The sequence below is a fragment of the Streptomyces sp. NPDC101132 genome, assembly GCF_044759225.1.
GTDB lineage: Bacteria > Actinomycetota > Actinomycetes > Streptomycetales > Streptomycetaceae > Streptomyces.
Genome location: NZ_JBIVYX010000002.1, coordinates 523947 through 542002 on the forward strand (window position 1 = coordinate 523947; position 18056 = coordinate 542002).

The 18056-nt window shown below is 72.2% G+C and carries 13 protein-coding genes and 1 pseudogene; 11 read left to right on the forward strand and 3 right to left on the reverse strand.

The window, feature by feature from the left end:
* Positions 1-163: 163 nt before the first annotated feature.
* The 3 genes from ACIQUR_RS06595 to ACIQUR_RS06605 all read right to left on the reverse strand — a co-directional run bounded on the left by ACIQUR_RS06595 (position 164) and on the right by ACIQUR_RS06605 (position 3999).
* On the reverse strand, positions 164-733 hold the full coding sequence (locus ACIQUR_RS06595) for a hypothetical protein (protein ID WP_403659277.1): 570 nt from the start codon (positions 731-733) through the stop codon (positions 164-166).
* 16 nt (positions 734-749) lie between these two features.
* Positions 750-1760: a hypothetical protein gene (locus ACIQUR_RS06600; protein ID WP_403659280.1), complete on the reverse strand. Its 1011-nt coding sequence runs from the start codon at positions 1758-1760 to the stop codon at positions 750-752.
* 493 nt (positions 1761-2253) lie between these two features.
* Entirely contained in the window at positions 2254-3999 is a 1746-nt protein-coding gene (locus ACIQUR_RS06605; RefSeq protein WP_403659283.1) for a dolichyl-phosphate-mannose--protein mannosyltransferase, read from the reverse strand.
* A 61-nt stretch (positions 4000-4060) separates the two neighbouring features.
* Here ACIQUR_RS06605 and rsmI point away from each other — a divergent pair, with 61 nt between their 5' ends.
* From rsmI to ACIQUR_RS06660, 11 genes and pseudogenes are all read left to right on the forward strand, one after another.
* Entirely contained in the window at positions 4061-4960 is a 900-nt protein-coding gene (gene rsmI / locus ACIQUR_RS06610; RefSeq protein ID WP_403659286.1) for a 16S rRNA (cytidine(1402)-2'-O)-methyltransferase, read from the forward strand.
* 160 nt (positions 4961-5120) lie between these two features.
* A complete protein-coding gene (locus ACIQUR_RS06615; protein ID WP_403659289.1) occupies positions 5121-5678 on the forward strand; it encodes a hypothetical protein in 558 nt (185 codons plus the stop codon).
* A 10-nt stretch (positions 5679-5688) separates the two neighbouring features.
* Positions 5689-6561, forward strand: a complete 873-nt coding sequence (locus tag ACIQUR_RS06620; RefSeq protein WP_403659292.1) for a TatD family hydrolase — start codon at positions 5689-5691, stop codon at positions 6559-6561.
* A gap of 158 nt (positions 6562-6719) precedes the next feature.
* Positions 6720-8771: a ubiquitin-like domain-containing protein gene (locus tag ACIQUR_RS06625; protein WP_403659295.1), complete on the forward strand. Its 2052-nt coding sequence runs from the start codon at positions 6720-6722 to the stop codon at positions 8769-8771.
* Entirely contained in the window at positions 8768-9661 is an 894-nt protein-coding gene (gene rsmA / locus ACIQUR_RS06630) for a 16S rRNA (adenine(1518)-N(6)/adenine(1519)-N(6))-dimethyltransferase RsmA (protein ID WP_403659298.1), read from the forward strand. Before ACIQUR_RS06625 ends, rsmA begins: the two co-directional genes overlap by 4 nt.
* The gene (locus ACIQUR_RS06635) at positions 9658-10560 is read left to right on the forward strand and encodes a 4-(cytidine 5'-diphospho)-2-C-methyl-D-erythritol kinase (RefSeq protein WP_403659301.1); all 903 of its coding nucleotides are present in this window, start codon (positions 9658-9660) and stop codon (positions 10558-10560) included. Before rsmA ends, ACIQUR_RS06635 begins: the two co-directional genes overlap by 4 nt.
* Before the next feature lie 132 nt (positions 10561-10692).
* Positions 10693-12054, forward strand: a complete 1362-nt coding sequence (locus ACIQUR_RS06640; RefSeq protein WP_403659304.1) for an acyltransferase family protein — start codon at positions 10693-10695, stop codon at positions 12052-12054.
* A gap of 45 nt (positions 12055-12099) precedes the next feature.
* A pseudogene (locus ACIQUR_RS06645) lies at positions 12100-12321 on the forward strand (IS200/IS605 family accessory protein TnpB-related protein); the annotation flags it as partial.
* Between the two features lie 61 nt (positions 12322-12382).
* Positions 12383-14179: an ABC-F family ATP-binding cassette domain-containing protein gene (locus tag ACIQUR_RS06650; RefSeq protein WP_403659307.1), complete on the forward strand. Its 1797-nt coding sequence runs from the start codon at positions 12383-12385 to the stop codon at positions 14177-14179.
* Positions 14180-14332: 153 nt separating this feature from the next.
* The gene (locus ACIQUR_RS06655) at positions 14333-16096 is read left to right on the forward strand and encodes a PQQ-binding-like beta-propeller repeat protein (RefSeq protein WP_403659311.1); all 1764 of its coding nucleotides are present in this window, start codon (positions 14333-14335) and stop codon (positions 16094-16096) included.
* 64 nt (positions 16097-16160) lie between these two features.
* Complete coding sequence (locus ACIQUR_RS06660) at positions 16161-17975, forward strand: PQQ-binding-like beta-propeller repeat protein (RefSeq protein ID WP_403659314.1); 1815 nt, start codon at positions 16161-16163, stop codon at positions 17973-17975.
* Positions 17976-18056 lie beyond the last annotated feature (81 nt).

Here is an 18056-nt window from a genome sequence, read left to right on the forward strand (position 1 = left end):
CCTGGACGCCAGGGCCCGCGCCCGCTCCACATACGTGTGGGTCGAGGGCAGACGGGATGGGAGCCAGGCAGATTGTGGGTGGGACCGGGGGCTCTGGGGTCGAGCCGAAGCCCCCACACAGGCCCCAAATTCACCCAACCAACCGCATTACCAAGAGATCGGGTCAGCTTGAATTTTTCTTGCTGCGGTTAAATCCGCTCAGCTCGGCACTGACGTTATTCATCTGCACGTAGGCCGAATAGAGTCTCGGAATCACAAACACGAATACGATCAACACGTACACGCTTAGCCCGGCAGCCGCAGCAGCCCAGAATCCGTAAAGATGACCAGCCTTCGTGATACTTACATTCATGCCGATTACCAGGACTGCAGCGTTAAGCGCGCAGAGCAATGATCCGGTGAGGAGGTGCGCAGCAGTTTCATCGAGCATGTCACGCTCAACTTCAAACCTCGACACGACTCCCGGCTTTTCCCAGTCGGTGATCTTCAACCGCAGGGTGGACAGGTGCGTGAAAGCGCTAAGCATCCCACCAGCCATGAGCGCCACTCCGGTAAGTAGAGCGGCTGGCGCGGCCAACTGCCCGTGCCTCCATAGCATGAACCCGACGACGGCGAGCGGCAGCAGCAGGGAGAGGCGAGCGACGACGTCCGCTCGCTTCTCTCTGTATCGGCCGTCAGTGAGGCCTTTCCAGTGGCCACGGAGGACCGGCAGGACATTGAACCGCTCCGACACGTTGCGCCCCCCTGAGTCAGGAGACGGGCCACTCGATGGCCACCCCGGCGGCGGGCTGCAGCCCGAGGGCCGTCTCTCTAACCGCAGCATAGAAGGCGGGTGTGACAACGGGCTGGTCCTCGGAGAGCCGGTAGGTGAAGACCTCCGTCATCTGATTGGGCTTCACCCGCTTGACCTGGCCGTCGGGATCCTGGATCTCTACCCACCCGTCGTCGAGGTCCATGCTCTCAACCTGAGGTCCGACGATGGCAGCGAGCTGCCGGACCCCTTGAGCAGTGGAAACAGCGCTATCAGGGTTCCCCGCTTCTTCTCGGTTCCGCCTGTACCAACCCCTGACCACCTTGAGAGCTTCGTCCATCCGGCCAGTCACAGCAAGGGATGCCGTGATCTCGACGTCCCGAACTTCGCGAGTCCGGCCCGCCGTGACGGAGTGCTTCACAAGTACAAGCTTCTGAGCCTGACCTTCCCGAATCATCTCTGCGAGACGTTCTTCGTCCGCCAGTGGCTCAACCGAGATCCTCCACCACGCACCTTCATCGCTGCCCTGGGTGGCCTCTTCGCGGGATTTCTTTTTCATCCACCCAGTGAGAGGCGAGATCGGGCATGAGCGCCCGATCGTCTCAACCGCCAAGATTCCCATGGTGTCATCATCCGGGAAGGCGAGGACCACGCGATGCAAGTTGCTCGCAGCCTTGTCGGAGATGTCGGAATCGCTGTCCGCGTCATCCCCAATGGCTTTCTCATGACTGCCGAACTTACCCGCCCAGACAGTCGCACGGACCGTGTTGTCTACAACGCGGACTTCGTCCACCCGAAGGGCTGGCAGGCCAATCGATCCAGATTCCTCAAGCTTGGCCTGCCCTTGATCGGTTGGATCACCAATGGCGGTGCCTACCGAAAGCGCCTTCAGGAGCCGCTCGGCTATCTCCGCATACGTCTCGCCGCCGCAGTCCTGGAGGTTCAACGGAGTCCGCCTGTTCCCGCGAAACACCTGGAAGCCGAACAGCCGGTATCCAAAGGTAGTCATGGGCGATCCTGACGTCGTAGTTCTCGTAACTGCACAGAGTAAGGATCGGGTGACAGGGTAGTCCATGGTTCACCCAAAGACCCTGGTCAGATGCTGCTGGCACATGCGTACCCGGGAGCGGTGCGTTCGCACACCTCAAGGGGTTGACGGATGGGCGTCGGGTGCCCGCCTCGCTCCCCAGGCTGGCCGTTGGTGGAGAAGGCGCCTAACACGCGGCCTACTCGTGGACCGACGAGACCCGGCCAACAGCTCGTGGGCGGCTGACCTGCTGAAACACCCCAGGCGCACGGGGCCTCCGGAGCCGTTGCAATACAGCAGCGTCATACCCGCAAGCCTCAGCGTCCGTGATCGATCAAGAGGTCCGACTGCGGATTGGGGGGGCGGCTGGGGCCGTCTGTGGGCCGTCTAGGGGTGGCCCAGGACGGCCAGCGACCACCGGCAACGACCACGACGGGCCCGGCACCTTTAGGTGCCGGGCCCGTCGTTTTTGCTGCTAGACCCAGGTGTCGAACCACATGCGGTTGCGCCAGGCGTCCATCGGGAGGGTCTGGCCGGTGTAGATGGGCCAGAAGTAGATGAAGTTCCAGACGATCAGGAGGACCAGGACGCCGGTGGCGACGGCGCCCACGGTGCGGCGGCGTTCCGTGGCGCCCGGGGGGCCCAGGAGGGCGCCGGCCAGCATGGCGACCGCCAGGCACAGGTACGGGACGAAGACCACCGCGTAGAAGTAGAAGATGGTCCGCTCCTGGTAGTTGAACCAGGGCAGGTAGCCGGCGGCCAGGGCGCAGGCGATCGCGCCGGCCCGCCAGTCGCGGCGGAAGAACCAGCGCCACAGGACGTAGAGGAGCGCGAAGCAGCCGGCCCACCACAGCAGCGGGGTGCCGAGGGCCAGGACCTCGCGGGCGCACTTGGAGGCCTCGGTGGCGGGGCAGCCGTCGGTGCCGGGGGCGGGGGACTCGTAGAAGTAGGAGACGGGGCGGCCGAGGACCAGCCAGCTCCAGGGGTTCGACTCGTACGTGTGGCCCGAGGTCAGGCCCACGTGGAACTTGTAGACCTCGGTCTCGTAGTGCCAGAGGCTGCTCAGCCAGTCCGGGGCCCACCACACGCCGCCCTGTTTCGCGGACCAGTCGCGGAAGTACCCGCCCTTGCCGTTGTCCGGGCTGAGGATCCAGCCCGTCCAGGACAGTACGTACACGGCGAACGCCACCGGGACTGTCGCCAGGAACGCCTTCGCCGCGTCCCAGAGCATGCGCGGGTACAGGGTGCCCGCGCCCGCCACCCGGCGGGCGGCCACGTCCCACAGCACCGTCAGGATGCCGAAGAAGGCCAGGACGACCGCGCCGTTCCACTTCGTGCCGAAGGCCAGGCCCAGGCACACGCCCGCGATCAGCCGCCAGGGCCGCCAGCCCAGCCTCAGCGTCTCGGCGATCCGCGCGTCCGGCCGCGTCCGGCCCTCGTCGTCCACCGGCAGCGCGTCCGCGAGCCGGGCCCGCGCCCGGTCCCGGTCGATGAGCAGCGCCCCGAAGGCCGCCAGCACGAAGAACATCAGCACCAGGTCCAGCAGGGCCGTCCGGCTCATCACCAGGTGCAGGCCGTCCACCGCCAGCAGCGCGCCCGCCAGGCAGCCGAGGAAGGTGGAGCGGAAGAGCCGGCGCCCGATGCGGCAGAGCATCAGCACCGAGAGGGTGCCGAGCAGGGCGGTCATGAACCGCCAGCCGAAGGGCGTGAAGCCGAACATCCACTCGCCGAGGCCGATGACCCACTTGCCGACCGGCGGGTGCACGACGTAGCCCGGGTCGAGCGGCAGCGCGACGCCCGTCGGGTCCTTGATGATCAGCTTGTCGACGTCCTTGGGCCAGCTGGCCTCGTAACCCTGCCGGATGACCGCCCAGGCGTCCTTGGCGTAGTACGTCTCGTCGAATATCACCGCCTTGGGACTGCCCAGGTGCCAGAACCTCAGCGCTCCGGCGACCAGGGCGACCAGCAGCGGACCCGCCCACGCCATGGCCCGGGCGATCCGCTCGCCGAGCGCGAGCGGCACGCCGAGCGCCTGCCACAGCCCGGGCGAGGGCTGTGCGTACGGCGGCACCAGCCGGGTGCGCGCGTCGGCGGCGGCCGAGGGGGCGGGCACGTAGCCGAACCGGCGCAGGCGCCGCGGCCAGGAGGGCGTCTCGTCGCCCGCCGGCGGGCCGGGCGGGGCCCCCGCGGGGCTGGGCTGAGGCGTCGCGGTACTGGTCACCGGGTCATCGTAGGGAACACATCTGTGTGAGACCCCCGATCGGGCCTGCGAGGATGGAGCGGTGACAGATCAGCAGCCTCCCGTCAGCCGTCCCCAGCCGTCGTCCGCCGGTGTCCTGGTGCTCGCCGGCACCCCCATCGGGGACGTCGCCGACGCGCCGCCGCGGCTCTCCGCCGAGCTGGAGACCGCGGACGTGATCGCCGCGGAGGACACCCGCCGGCTGCGCGGCCTGACCAGGGCGCTGGGGATCCACACCACCGGGCGCGTCGTGTCGTACTTCGAGGGCAACGAGTCGGCCCGTACGCCGGAGCTGGTCGAGGCGCTGGAGGGCGGCGCCCGCGTGCTGCTGGTCACCGACGCGGGGATGCCGTCGGTCTCCGACCCCGGCTACCGGCTGGTCGCGGCGGCCGTGGAGAAGGACATCAAGGTCACCGCGGTGCCCGGGCCGTCAGCGGTGCTGACCGCGCTCGCCCTGTCGGGCCTGCCGGTGGACCGCTTCTGCTTCGAGGGCTTCCTGCCCCGCAAGGCGGGCGAGCGGCTGGGCCGGCTGCGGGAGGTGGCCGGGGAGCGCCGGACGCTCGTCTACTTCGAGGCGCCGCACCGGCTGGACGACACCCTGGCCGCCATGGCCGAGGTCTTCGGCGCGGAACGCCGCGCGGCCGTGTGCCGCGAGCTGACCAAGACGTACGAGGAGGTCAGGCGCGGCGGCCTCGGCGAGCTGGCCGCCTGGGCGGCGGAGGGCGTGCGCGGCGAGATCACGGTCGTGGTCGAGGGCGCCCCCGAGACCGGCCCCGAGGAACTCGACGCGGAGGAGCTGGTGCGCCGGGTGCGGGTGCGCGAGGAGGCGGGGGAGCGGCGCAAGGAGGCCATCGCGGCCGTGGCGGCCGAGGCGGGCCTACCCAAGCGCGAGGTCTTCGACGCGGTGGTGGCGGCAAAGAATGCGGCTCAGAAGGTGCCGTAAACGGGTAAAGAGCTAACCTGAAAAGCAAAGCTTAGGCCGCGCACCGGGCAGTTTGGGCATGAACGCCCCAAAGTCCGTCCATAACTCGACAGGGCCTGATGCGCTCCCGCCGGAACAGGCGTCCACTGGCTAGTGCCACCAGCGGACCAGAGGAGCTGGCATGAGTGAGATCGCAGACACCCCCGTCCCCGCAGCGGCGCCGGCCGCGGCACCTTCCGCCGGCGCCGGAATCCACACCGTCCGCGAGGCCTACTCCTTCGCGTGCATGAAGTGCGGTTACGGCTGGGAGCAGTCGTACGAGATCGAGCACCACGTCGACGGCAAGGGCCAGCCGTTCATCATGTACACGGTGAACGGGGAACGGGTGCCTTCGCCGCTCTCCAACCCCACCTGCATGAACTGCGGCGGGCACGTGGTGCGGATCATGCGGGAAGGGCAGGTCTCCTCGGTCCTCGGCATGCTCGACCAGCTCTACCACCACCGCCGCATCGCCCCCGGGATAGCCGGCCCGGTCCCCGCCACCCTCGACGAGCACTCCCACCACCCCGGACGGCGCAAGTCGCCGCACGGTGCCAAGGGCCGCGGTGCCGCGCACGCGGCGGTCCCCGGGAAGCCGGCCGCCCACGACGCCCCCGGACCGGTGGCGCTCACGCCCGAGGACCGCGGCGAGGGCCGCGGCCTCCTGGCCCGGCTCAAGAGGCTCTTCCGCTCCTCATAAGATCGGCTGTATGAGCCCCAAGGACGCGATGCCCCCGCTGCCCGAGCCGCTTCGGGTGGCGGTGGCCGACTCGCACACCCACCTGGACATGCAGAAGGACGGCACCGTCGACGAGGCCCTCGCCAAGGCCGCCTCGGTCGGTGTGACCACCGTCGTCCAGGTGGGCTGCGACGTGAAGGGCTCGATCTGGGCCGCCGAGACGGCCGCGCGGTACGAGAACGTCCACGCCGCGGTGGCCCTGCACCCCAACGAGGCGCCGCGCATCGTCCTGGGCGACCCCGACGGGTGGTCGCGGCAGGGCGCCCGGCAGCCGGGGGGAGAGGCCGCCCTCGACGAGGCGCTGGCCGAGATCGAGCGGCTGGCCGCCCTCCCGCACGTCAAGGCGGTCGGCGAGACCGGACTCGACCACTTCCGCACCGGCCCCGAGGGCATGGCCGCGCAGGAGCGTTCCTTCCGCGCCCACATCGAGATCGCCAAGCGGCAGGGCAAGGCCCTCGTCATCCACGACCGCGAGGCCCACGCGGACGTCCTGCGGGTGCTGCGCGAGGAGGGCGCGCCGGAGCGCACCGTCTTCCACTGCTACTCCGGCGACGCCGAAATGGCCAAGGAGTGCGCGGAGGCCGGCTACTACATGTCCTTCGCCGGCAACATGACCTTCAAGAACGCGCAGCACCTGCGCGACGCCCTCGCCGTCGCCCCGCTGGACCTCGTGCTGGTCGAGACCGACGCGCCGTTCCTCACTCCGGCGCCCTACCGCGGACGGCCCAACGCCCCCTATCTCATTCCGGTCACGGTGCGCGCCATGGCCGAGGTGAGGGGCATCTCCGAGGACGAGCTGGCCGGGGCCCTCGCCGCCAACACCGCACGCGCCTTCGACTACTGAACGCACGTGCGTGACACTCCGTGGTCGCGCCGCTTTGTTGAGTGACCGACCCTCCGCTAGTCTCCCGTGCCCGTCCCCAGCGGTGGGACCTGGACCGGTGGGAGCGCGTCGTGGCGGATGGGCAGGACAGTCACCGATCCCCCGCGGGGGGTACGGGTGTGGACCCTTACGGGACGGGTGACCCCTACGGGACCGGTGGCCCGCACGGGACGGGTGATCCCTACGGCACCGGCGCGGCCTTCGGAGCGAGGGACGCCTACGGGGCCGGGGACGCCTTCGCTCCTGGCGACGCCCTCGGGTCCGGCGGCCCGTACGGTCCGGGCGACGGCCCCGCGCCGGGTGCGCCGTACCCGCCCCCCGCCCCCTACGCGCCACCCGCCGCGGCACCTTCCGGCTGGCGCGCGTACCCCGGCTCCTCGGTGGACCCGGCCGCCGACACGCAGACGGCCGTCTACCCGGGGCTGTACCCGGGCGACCCCTACACGTCCGCCCCCTACCCCCCGGACACCTACCCGGGGACGGACACGTACGCCCCCGCCTACGCCGCGGCCCCGCCCCCGCCCGGCACCGCCTGGAGCCCGCCCGAGCCGCCCGCCGGAACGTACGGGACGTACGAGACGGCCGAGTCGCACGAGGCGTACGAGGCGGGGGCCGGGTACGCGGACGCGGACGGATACGCCGACCCCGCCCCGTACGCGGCCGACCCCGCCCCGTACCCCTCCGCCGAACCGGGACACGGCGACCACGGCGACCACGGCGACGACGGCGACCCCGAAGGCCCCCACCGCGCCCCCGAGGCGTACGAGACCGCGCTCGCCCCCGGCACCGGACGCCGCCGCCGGGCCCCCGCGGTCCCCGCCCCCCGCGAAGGCGAACCGGACTCGGGCCCCGAGCGGCGCGCGGCCCGGCGCCGCAGGGCGAACCGCACCGGCCGCGCCGGCAGGGCGGGCACCCTCGCCCCCACCGGCCCGGAAGCCGTCCCCGCCGCCCCCGCCGACGCCCCGCCGGCATCCGGAACCCCCGGCGACCCCACCACCCCCCGAACCCCCAACTCCAACACCACCAGAACCCCCCGGACCACCCGCGCCGGCAGGTCGTCGCGCCGCCCCGGCGCCGGTCCCGACGGCTGGCGCAAGATCGTCCCCCAGGCCCTGGTCGTGGCCTTCCTCGCCGGCGGCACCTCCGCCTTCGTGGCCAGCGACAAGGCCGTCCGCCTGACCGTCGACGGCGTCCCCCGCACCATGCACACCTTCGCCGACGACGTCGGCGAACTCCTCGCCGACGAGGGCGTCGGCATCGGCACCCACGACCTCGTCGCCCCCGCCCCCGGCAGCGCCCTCGGCGACGGAGACGAGATCGTCGTCCGGTACGGCCGCCCGGTCGTCCTCACCCTCGACGGCTCGCGCCGCCAGGTGTGGACCACCGCCCGCACCGTCGAGGCCGCCCTGCGCCAGCTCGGCGTACGCGCGGAGGGCGCCTACCTCTCCGCGTCCCGCTCCACCCCCATCGGCCGCCGCGGCATGACCCTCAGCGTGCGCACCGAGCGCAGCGTCACCTTCCTCGCCGACGGCAACGAGCGCACCATCCGCACCAACGCCGCCACCGTCCGGGAGGCCCTCGACCAGGCCGGCATCACCCTCCACGGCCAGGACACCACCTCGGTGCCGCCCGCCTCCTTCCCGCGCGACGGCCAGACCGTCACCGTCCTGCGCATCACCGGCACCCGCGAGGTGCGCGAGGAGGTCATCCCGTACGAGACCGAGAAGGTCAGGGACGACACCCTGTTCGCCGGCACCGAGGTCGTCGAGCGCGCCGGCAAGCAGGGCGCCCGCCGGGTCACGTACACCCTCCGCACCGTCAACGGCGTCCGGCAGAAGCCGCGGCGCGTCGCCGAGGAGGTCGTGCGCGAGCCCGTCACCCAGCGGATCAGGGTCGGCACCCGGCCCCTGCCCACCTCCGTGGCCGGCGCCGACGGCCTGGACTGGGCCGCCCTCGCGCACTGCGAGTCCGGCGGCCGCCCCGGCGCGACCGACCCCTCGGGCACCTACGGCGGGCTCTACCAGTTCGACGTCCGCACCTGGCAGGGCCTCGGCGGCAGCGGCCGGCCGCAGGACGCGAGCGCCTCGGAGCAGACGTACCGGGCCAAGAAGCTCTACGTGCAGCGGGGGGCGAGTCCGTGGCCGCACTGCGGCCGTAGGCTTTACCGGTGAGCACCGCAGAGCAGCACGACAGCAACGACGCCCTCCTGGGGCCGGCCGACATCCGGCACCTGGCCGAGGTACTCGGCGTCCGCCCGACGAAGCAGAAGGGCCAGAACTTCGTCATCGACGCCAACACCGTCCGCCGGATCGTGCGCACCGCGGAGGTGCGCCCCGAGGACACGGTCGTCGAGGTGGGGCCGGGACTCGGCTCTCTGACGCTGGCCCTGCTGGAGGCCGCCGACCACGTCACGGCCGTGGAGATCGACGACATCCTGGCCGCCGCGCTGCCCGCCACCATCGAGGCGCGGCTGCCCGCCAAGGCGTCCCGCTTCGCGCTCGTCCACTCCGACGCGATGCACGTCCAGGAGCTGCCCGGCCCGGCGCCGACCGCGCTGGTCGCCAACCTCCCGTACAACGTCGCCGTGCCCGTGCTGCTGCACATGCTCGACCGCTTCCCCACCATCGAGCGCACCCTCGTCATGGTGCAGTCCGAGGTCGCGGACCGGCTCGCCGCCCGCCCGGGCAACAAGGTCTACGGCGTGCCGTCGGTCAAGGCCAACTGGTACTGCGACGTCAAGCGCGCCGGCGCCATCGGCCGGAACGTCTTCTGGCCGGCGCCCAACGTCGACTCCGGCCTGGTCTCGCTCGTGCGCCGCGCCGAGCCGGTGAAGACCACCGCCACCAAGGCCGAGGTCTTCGCGGTCGTCGACGCGGCCTTCGCGCAGCGCCGCAAGACCCTGCGCGCCGCCCTCGCCGGCTGGGCCGGCTCGGCCGCCGCCGCCGAGGAGGCCCTGGTCGCCGCCGGGATCTCCCCGCAGGCGCGCGGCGAGGCCCTGACCGTCGAGGAGTTCGCCGCGATCGCGGAGCACAAGCCGGCCGCCGAGAGGGCCGCCCTGTGAGCGTCACCGTACGGGTCCCCGCCAAGGTCAACGTCCAGCTGGCCGTCGGCGCCGCCCGCCCCGACGGGTACCACGGCCTGGCCAACGTCTTCCTCGCCGTCTCGCTCCACGACGAGGTCACGGTGACCGCGGCCGACCGGCTGACCGTCACCTGCACCGGCCCCGGGGCCGACCAGGTCCCGCTGGACCGCACCAACCTGGCCGCCCGGGCGGCGGAGCTGCTCGCCGCCCGGTACGGCCTGGAGCCCGACGTCCACATCCACATCGCCAAGGACATCCCGGTGGCCGGCGGCATGGCGGGCGGCAGCGCCGACGGCGCGGGCGCGCTGCTGGCCTGCGACGCGCTGTGGGGCACCGGCGCGAGCCGCGAGGAACTCCTCGACATCTGCGCCGAGCTGGGCAGCGACGTGCCGTTCAGCCTGATCGGCGAGGCCGCGCTGGGCGTGGGCCGGGGCGAGCAGCTCACCCCGCTGGAGGTCGGCGGCACCTTCCACTGGGTGTTCGCCATGGCCGACGGCGGCCTGTCCACCCCGGCCGTGTTCCGGGAGTTCGACCGCCTCGCCGAGGGCCGGGACGTCCCCGAGCCCACCGCCTCGCCCGAACTGCTCGCCGCCCTCCGCAAGGGCGACACCGGCGCACTCGCCCAAGCCCTGGCCAACGACCTCCAGCCGGCCGCGCTCTCCCTGCGCCCCGCCCTGGCGGACACCCTCGCCGCCGGCACCGCCGCCGGCGCCCTGGCGGCCCTGGTCTCCGGCTCCGGCCCCACCACGGCCTTCCTGGCCGCGGACGCGCAGTCCGCGACCCGGATCGCCGCCGCCCTGGAAGCCTCGGGCACCTGCCGCACGACCCGTACGACCACCTCCCCGGCCCCGGGCGCGACGGTCCTCCAGGGCCCCTGAGCACGGCGCGACCCGTCCGCCCCGGCGGACGGGTCCCGCGGAGGCGCCCGCCGCCCCGCCCCCGCGTACTCAGCGCCGATCTGAGTACCTGTGCGCTGACGGACGCCACGGGACGGGCGGGAGCGTGGGGGCATGTCGTACTCCGTCGCCCAACTGGCCGCCGCCACACCGGGGAACCGGGACCGCTACGTCGACCTGCTGCGGGTCGCCTCCCTCGGGACCGTCGTGTCCGGGCACTGGCTCATGGCCGCCGTCACGCCCGACGGCATCGGCAACCTCCTCGCCGTCGTGCCCGGACTCCAGGTGCTCACCTGGGTCTTCCAGGTCATGCCGGTCTTCTTCTTCGTGGGCGGCTTCTCCCACGCGCTGTCCTACCGCTCGCTGTGCCGCCGGGAGCCCGGCCGGCCCGTGTACGCCGCCTTCCTGCGGGCCCGGCTGCGCCGGCTGCTGCGGCCCACCCTGGCCTTCGTCGTCGCCTGGGGTGCCGCCGCGCTCGCCGTGCAGCTGGCCGGCGGCGGGGGCGGGCTCACCGGAGTCGCCCTGCGGCTGGTGACGCAGCCGCTGTGGTTCATCGGGATCTACCTCGCCATGGTGGCCTTCACCCCGCCCCTGCTGCGGCTGCACGAGCGGTACGGCTGGGCGGCCTTCTGCGCGCTCGTGGCCGCCGCGGGCGCCGTGGACGTGCTGCGCTTCGCCCTCGGGGTGCCGTACGTCGAGTTCCTGAACTTCGCCTTCGTCTGGCTCGCCGTCCACCAGCTGGGCTTCCTGCGGGCCGACGCCCGGGCGGCCGGCGGGGGCTGGGGCCGGGTGCCCGTGCTGCTGGCCGCGGCCGGACTCGGCGCCGCCGCCCTGCTGGTCGCCGTGGGCCCGTACCCGCTGTCCATGGTCGGGATGCCCGGCGAGAAGGTCTCCAACATGGCCCCGCCGACCTTCGCGCTGCTGTGCCACGGCCTCTGGCTGGTCGGCGCGGTCGAGCTGCTGCGCCGCCCCGCCACCCGCCTGCTCGCCGCCCCGCGGGCCTGGCGCGCAGTCGTCGCCGCCAACGGCGTGGCCATGACCGCCTTCCTCTGGCACCTCACCGCGATGCTCGGCGTCTACGGCGCCCAGCTCGCCCTGGGCCTCGACCTGCCCCGCCCCGCGACCGCCGCCTGGTGGGCCCAGGTCCCCGTACGGCTGGCCGCCGCCGCCCTGCTCACGGCGCTGCTCGTCGCCGTGTTCCGCACCTTCGAACGGCCCGCTCCCGCCGGCCCGGCCCCGTCCTCCGGGTCCGGCCCGCTCGCCGCGGGCGGGATCACCCTCTGCCTGCTGGGCGTCCTCGGCCTCTCCCTCACCGGGTTCGGCGGCCTGCTGGAGGGCCACACCGCCGTCCTGATCGTCGTACCGGTCAGCGCGCCCGTCGCCGTGGCCATGGTGCTCGCCGGCTGGCTGCTGGTGGAGCGGCCCCCGGCGCCGGTACGGACCCCGGCGGCGTCCGCCACCCGGGACGCAGCCTGAAGGCCGTCCCGCAGGGGGTGGTGAAGTGCTGCGGGCCGGTACGTCCTCGTGTCGATGGCCGCCGAGCAGGATCTTGCGATCGTCGCGGTCGATCCGGCCTACACCTCCATGTGGGGCGATGAGAACTGGCGCAAGCCGCTCACCAGCCCCCGCCGCAAGATGTCCCGACACGACGCCGCGAGCGTCGCGATCGGGCGACGCGCCCTTGGGCACCCGATCCGGCGACGGACGGCACCGCCCCACGACGACCAGAGCGATCGCCGTGGGCTCACTGACCAGGAACGGTTAGGCTGAGGGGCTGATCGATCCCCATACCTGGAGCGCGTGGATGGCCGTCAATCTGGTCAATGTCGAGGCAGTCAGCAAGGTGTACGGAACCCGCACCCTGCTCGACGGCATCTCCCTCGGCGTGTCCGAGGGGGACCGGATCGGCGTGGTGGGGCGCAACGGCGACGGCAAGACCACCCTCATCCGGATGCTGGTCCGCCTGGAGGAGCCCGACACCGGGCGGGTCACCCTCAGCGGCGGCCTCCGGATGGGCGTACTGACCCAGCACGATTCGCTGGACCCCAAGGCCACCATCCGCCAGGAGATCATCGGCGACCTGGCCGACCACGAATGGGCCGGCAACGCCAAGGTCCGCGACGTGCTCACCGGCCTCTTCGGCGGCCTGGACCTGCCCGGCTTCGACCAGGGCCTCGACACCGTCATCGGCCCGCTGTCCGGCGGCGAGCGCCGCCGCATCGCCCTGGCCAAGCTCCTCATGGCCGAGCAGGACCTGCTCGTCCTCGACGAGCCCACCAACCACCTCGACGTCGAGGGCATCTCCTGGCTGGCCCAGCACCTCCAGGCGCGCCGCTCGGCGCTCGTCTGCGTCACCCACGACCGCTGGTTCCTCGACCAGGTCTGCACCCGCATGTGGGACGTGCAGCGCGGCGACGTCCACGAGTACGAGGGCGGCTACAGCGACTACGTCTTCGCCCGCGCGGAGCGCGAGCGCATCGCCGCCACCGAAGAGGCCAAGCGGCAGAACCTCATCCGCAAGGAGCTGGCCTGGCTGCGCCGCGGCGCCCCGGCCCGTACGTCCAAGCCGCGCTTCCGCATCGAGGCCGCCAACGCCCTCATCGCGGACGTGCCGCCGCCCCGCGACACCAGCGAGCTGATGAAGTTCGCCAACTCCCGCCTCGGCAAGACCGTGTTCGAGCTGGAGGACGTCACCGTCGAGGCCGGTCCGAAGACCCTGCTCAAGCACCTCACCTGGCAGCTCGGGCCCGGCGACCGCATCGGCCTGGTCGGCGTCAACGGCGCCGGCAAGACCTCGCTGCTGCGCGCCCTGGCGGAGGCCGCCCGGACCGCCGGCGAGACCCAGCCCGCCGCCGGGAAGATCACCGTCGGCAAGACGGTGCGCCTCGCCTACCTCTCCCAGGAGGTCGGCGAACTCGACCCGTCCCTGCGGGTCCTGGAGGCCGTCCAGCGCGTCCGCGACCGCGTCGACCTCGGCAAGGGCCGCGAGATGACGGCCGGCCAGCTCTGCGAGCAGTTCGGCTTCACCAAGGAGAAGCAGTGGACGCCGGTCGGCGACCTCTCCGGCGGTGAGCGCCGCCGCCTCCAGCTGCTGCGCCTGCTGATGGACGAGCCGAACGTCCTCTTCCTCGACGAGCCCACCAACGACCTCGACATCGAGACCCTGACCCAGCTGGAGGACCTCCTCGACGGCTGGCCCGGCTCGATGGTCGTCATCAGCCACGACCGGTACTTCATCGAGCGCACCACCGACACCGTCTGGGCGCTGCTCGGCGACGCGGCGCTGCGGATGCTGCCGCGCGGCCTGGACGAGTACCTGGAGCGCCGCGCCAGGATGGTCGAGGCCGCCGCCCCGGCGCCCGCGGCCGCCCCCGTCAAGGAGAAGACGGCGGGTGACTCCCGCGCGGCGAAGAAGGAGCTCCAGAAGATCGAGCGCCAGCTCAACAAGATCTCCGACCGCGAGAGCAACCTGCACGCGCAGATCGCCGACAACGCCACCGATTTCGAGAAGGTCGCCAAGCTCGACGCCGAACTGCGCGAACTGCTCTCCGAGCGGGACGACTTGGAGATGCGCTGGCTGGAGCTGGCCGAGGACGCGTAGCCCCCCGGCGGCAGTTGCGCGGGCCACGGGCCCGATAACAGCGGTGTCACGGGCCGGTTCGCCCTTGGGAACAAGCGAGCGAACCGGCCCGTGGCCTGTCGTAAGCGGGTGGTAAAAAGAGGAACCCGACCGCCGACGCAGAGGTATGCGCTGATGACCACGCCGCCCCACCAGCCCCCCGGCGGCTACGGCGCCCCGCAGCAGCCGAACCAGCCGCCGCAGCCGCCGAACCAGCCGCAGCAGCCCCCGAACCAGCCGCCGGGCCAGCCCTGGGGGCACCCCCCGGCGGAAGCCGGAGGAGGGTACCCGGGCCGGCAGCCCGCCCCGGGCCAGCCCCAGCCGGGCTACGGCTACCCCGCGGGCCCCAACCCGTACCAGCAGGCGCCCGGCACGCCGAACCCGTACCAGCAGGCACCGGGCACCCCGAACCCGTACCAGCAGCCCGGCCCGTACGCGCAGCCGCAGCCGGGACACGGCTACCCGCCCCCGGTCCCGCCGGGCACCGGCGGCGGCACCCCGCCGAAGAAGAAGCTGACGGCGCTGGTCGCCGCCTCCGTAGCCGGCGTCCTGCTCCTCGGCGCGGGCGCCTGGTTCGTCTTCCGCGACGGCGACGACCCGGAGAAGAAGCCCGTCGCCCAGCAGAGCGGCGACGCCAAGCCCTCCGGCTCCCCCTCGGTCGACACCGGTGACGGCAACGGCGACGGGGGCCAGAACAACCAGGACTACAACGCCGCCCGCAAGCCCGGCGAGGACAAGGTCCTCTGGCTGAAGATGAACGAGCAGGACGTGCCCGGCAACGGCGCCGACGCCCCCGCCATGTGGGTGGTCGGCGACACCGTGGCCAAGGTCGTCTACAAGACCGTCACCGGTTACGGCGTCAAGGACGGGCAGCGCAAGTGGTCGGTGCCGTTCGACGCGGAGATCTGCGGCACGCCCCGCCAGACCACCGCCGACGGCAAGGTGGTCATCGGCTTCAAGAGCGGCGTCTCCAAGAACGCCACGTGCAACCAGCTCCGCCAGATCGACCTCAGGTCCGGCACCGCCGGCTGGACCAAGGAGGTTCCGGAGGAGGGTCCGTTCGACATCATGACCCGCCTCCAGCTGGCCATCAGCGGGGACGTCGTCACCGTCAGCCGGCTGGGCCCCTCCAGCGCCTTCAAGGTCAGCGACGGCACCAGGCTCTGGGCCCAGACCAGCGGCCAGTGCCTGCCCGACGCCTACGCGGCGGGCGGCGGCCGGCTCGTCGGCGTCGGCACCTGCACCGACAAGGACCGGATCGGCCACGTCGAGGACGTCGACCCGGCCACCGGCAAGCCCCGGTGGACCTACAAGCTCCCCAAGGGCTGGCGCGCCAACCGGATCTACTCGCTCGACCCGGTCATCGTCGACATGGACAACGACGCCGAGAAGAAGCGCGCCATCGTCGTCCTCGGCTCCGACGGCAGGATGCGCACCCAGTTCATCAGCAAGTCCCAGTTCGCGCCCCGCTGCGAGTGGTCCGTCCTCACCCGCGACCCGCAGAGCTGCATCGGCGCGGTCGCCGACGGCAGCCGCTTCTACTTCCCGACCGCCGGCAAGGGCAACGAGATCGTCGCCTTCAGCCTCACCTCGGGCAAGGAGGTGTGGCGCGCCACCGCCGGGTCCGACCGCACCGTGCTGCCCCTGTCCGTCGAGAACGGCAGGCTCCTCGCGTACGTCGAGCCCACCTACGACAAGGGCGGCGAGATCGTCTCCTTCGCCACGACCGGCGGCAAGCCCACCACCGTGCTGCGCAACCCCGCCTCCGCCCGGGACGTCGAGGACTCCTTCATCGACCCGCAGATCGCCTACGCGGACGGCCGTCTCTTCCTCTCCGTCTCCCGCCTCCTGGGCAAGGACAACACCCAGGAGAAGCTGATGATGGTGTACGGCAAGTGACGGTCCTCCCGGACGAGACGGAATCCCCCCACGTGAGCGCCGACCACCGAGAGGCAAACACCCCATGAGCACCCCGCCCCAGCCCCCCAACGAGGGCTTCGGCGCCCCGCAGGAGCCCCCGGCCGGCGGCTTCGGCGCGCCCACGCCGCCGCAGCAGCCGCCCGCCGGCGCCCCCGGCTACGGCTACCCGCAGCAGGCCCCGGGCCCGTACGGCCAGCCGCCGCAGGCCCCCGGCCCGTACGGCCAGCCGCAGCCCGGCCCGTACGCGCAGCCCCAGCCGCAGCCCGGCCCGTACGCCCAGCCGGGCCCGTACGCGCAGCCCCAGCCGGGCCCCTACGCCCAGCAGCAGCCCGTCACCCAGCCCATGTACGGCCCCGGCGCGCCGGCGCCCAAGGCCCCGGGCGGCGGCAGCGGCAGGAAGGCGCAGGCCGGCATCGTCGTCGCGGCCGTGGTGGCCGTGGCGGCCATCGTCGGCGGCGGCCTCTGGTACGTGTCCGGCGACAAGGGCGACGAGACGGGCGGCGGGAAGGACGGGGCGAAGAGCAGCGCGTCGGCCACCCCCGGCGGCGCCACGGCCGGCGGCACGCCCGTCCAGACCGAGGCGCTGGAGAAGGCCCCGGCCGACCCCAAGTCGAAGACGCTCGTCAACATCGAGCACCCGAAGGTCACCGACCTGGTGAACGTGGTCGGCTCCTGGCTGACGGACTCCGTCTACGCCAAGACCGACGTGCAGAAGATCGTCGGCTACGACGCGGCCACCGGCACCCCCAAGTGGACCCTGCCGCTGCCCGGCCAGGTCTGCGGCGCCAGCCGCCACACCACCCCCGAGGGCAAGACCGCCTTCCTGTACGAGGCCTCCAAGCGCACCCCCGCGAGCAAGTACCCGCAGTGCACCGAGGTCGGCGTCCTCGACGTCAACTCCGGGAAGATGGTGTGGAACGGCTCGGTCACCACCACGGCCGGCGGGGACGCGAAGGTCGCCTTCAAGGAGATCACCATCAGCGGCCGCACCGTGGCCGCGGGCGGTCTGCGGGGCGGCGCCGCCTGGAACCTCAACGACGGCAAGAACCTCTGGAAGCCCCGGGCGGACGACCCCGAGCGCTGCTACGACATGGGCTACGCGGGCGGCCCCGGCCTCGCCACCATCCGCAAGTGCGGCGACTACGACAACCGCTACCTGGTGGTCCAGTCCCTGAACCCGACCACCGGCGCGCCCGTCAGCTCGTACAAGATGTCCCCGGGCATCGAGTGGGCCAGCATCGTCTCCAGCAGCCCGCTGGTCGTGGCCGCCGACGTCGGCGACGCCGCGGGCGACGGCAGCGGCATCTCGGACCTCTTCTCCATCGACGAGAAGACCGGGCAGCTGCGCCAGCGCATCCCGCTCAAGTCCGACCTGTACGCGGCCCGCTGCGAGGGCACCTCCGTCGAGTCCTGCCAGAAGATCGCGGTGGGCAACGGGCGGGTCTACGTCCCCACCGAGGAGCGCGAGGTCAAGTCCGGCAGCTACGAGCGGACCAACGAGATCCACTCGTTCGACCTGGTGACCGGCAAGCAGACGACGGACCGGGCGCAGGCCGGCGCGAAGTACAAGATCTTCCCGCTGCGGATGGACGGCCCGAACCTGATCGCCTACAAGTGGCCCCCGTACTCCGCGGGCGGCCAGGTGGTCAGCCTGGACGGGAAGACCTTCAAGGAGACCGTCCTGATGGAGAACCCGGGCAGCAAGTCCTTCGACGACCCGGAGACCAGCTTCTCCGACAGCTACTCCGAGTACCGCTACGGCAAGGGCCGGCTGTTCATCTCGGAGACCATGATCAGCAAGCCGTACTCGTCCTCCAAGGACAAGGACTGGCTGATCGCCTCCTTCACCACCGGCTGACCCGGACCGCGACCGGACCGCAGTCGTCCGGCCGTTCACCAGGAGGGCGCCTTTCCGACAGGGGAGGGCGCCCTCTTCGGC

Excerpts from the sequence above, each read along its gene's own strand:
- ACIQUR_RS06600 (WP_403659280.1), bottom strand. The coding sequence starts at position 1,760 with ATGACTACCTTTGGATACCGGCTGTTCGGCTTCCAGGTGTTTCGCGGG.
- ACIQUR_RS06615 (WP_403659289.1), top strand. The coding sequence starts at position 5,121 with ATGAGTGAGATCGCAGACACCCCCGTCCCCGCAGCGGCGCCGGCCGCG.
- ACIQUR_RS06620 (WP_403659292.1), top strand. The coding sequence starts at position 5,689 with ATGAGCCCCAAGGACGCGATGCCCCCGCTGCCCGAGCCGCTTCGGGTG.
- ACIQUR_RS06640 (WP_403659304.1), top strand. The coding sequence starts at position 10,693 with ATGTCGTACTCCGTCGCCCAACTGGCCGCCGCCACACCGGGGAACCGG.
- ACIQUR_RS06650 (WP_403659307.1), top strand. The coding sequence starts at position 12,383 with ATGGCCGTCAATCTGGTCAATGTCGAGGCAGTCAGCAAGGTGTACGGA.
- ACIQUR_RS06655 (WP_403659311.1), top strand. The coding sequence starts at position 14,333 with ATGACCACGCCGCCCCACCAGCCCCCCGGCGGCTACGGCGCCCCGCAG.
- ACIQUR_RS06660 (WP_403659314.1), top strand. The coding sequence starts at position 16,161 with ATGAGCACCCCGCCCCAGCCCCCCAACGAGGGCTTCGGCGCCCCGCAG.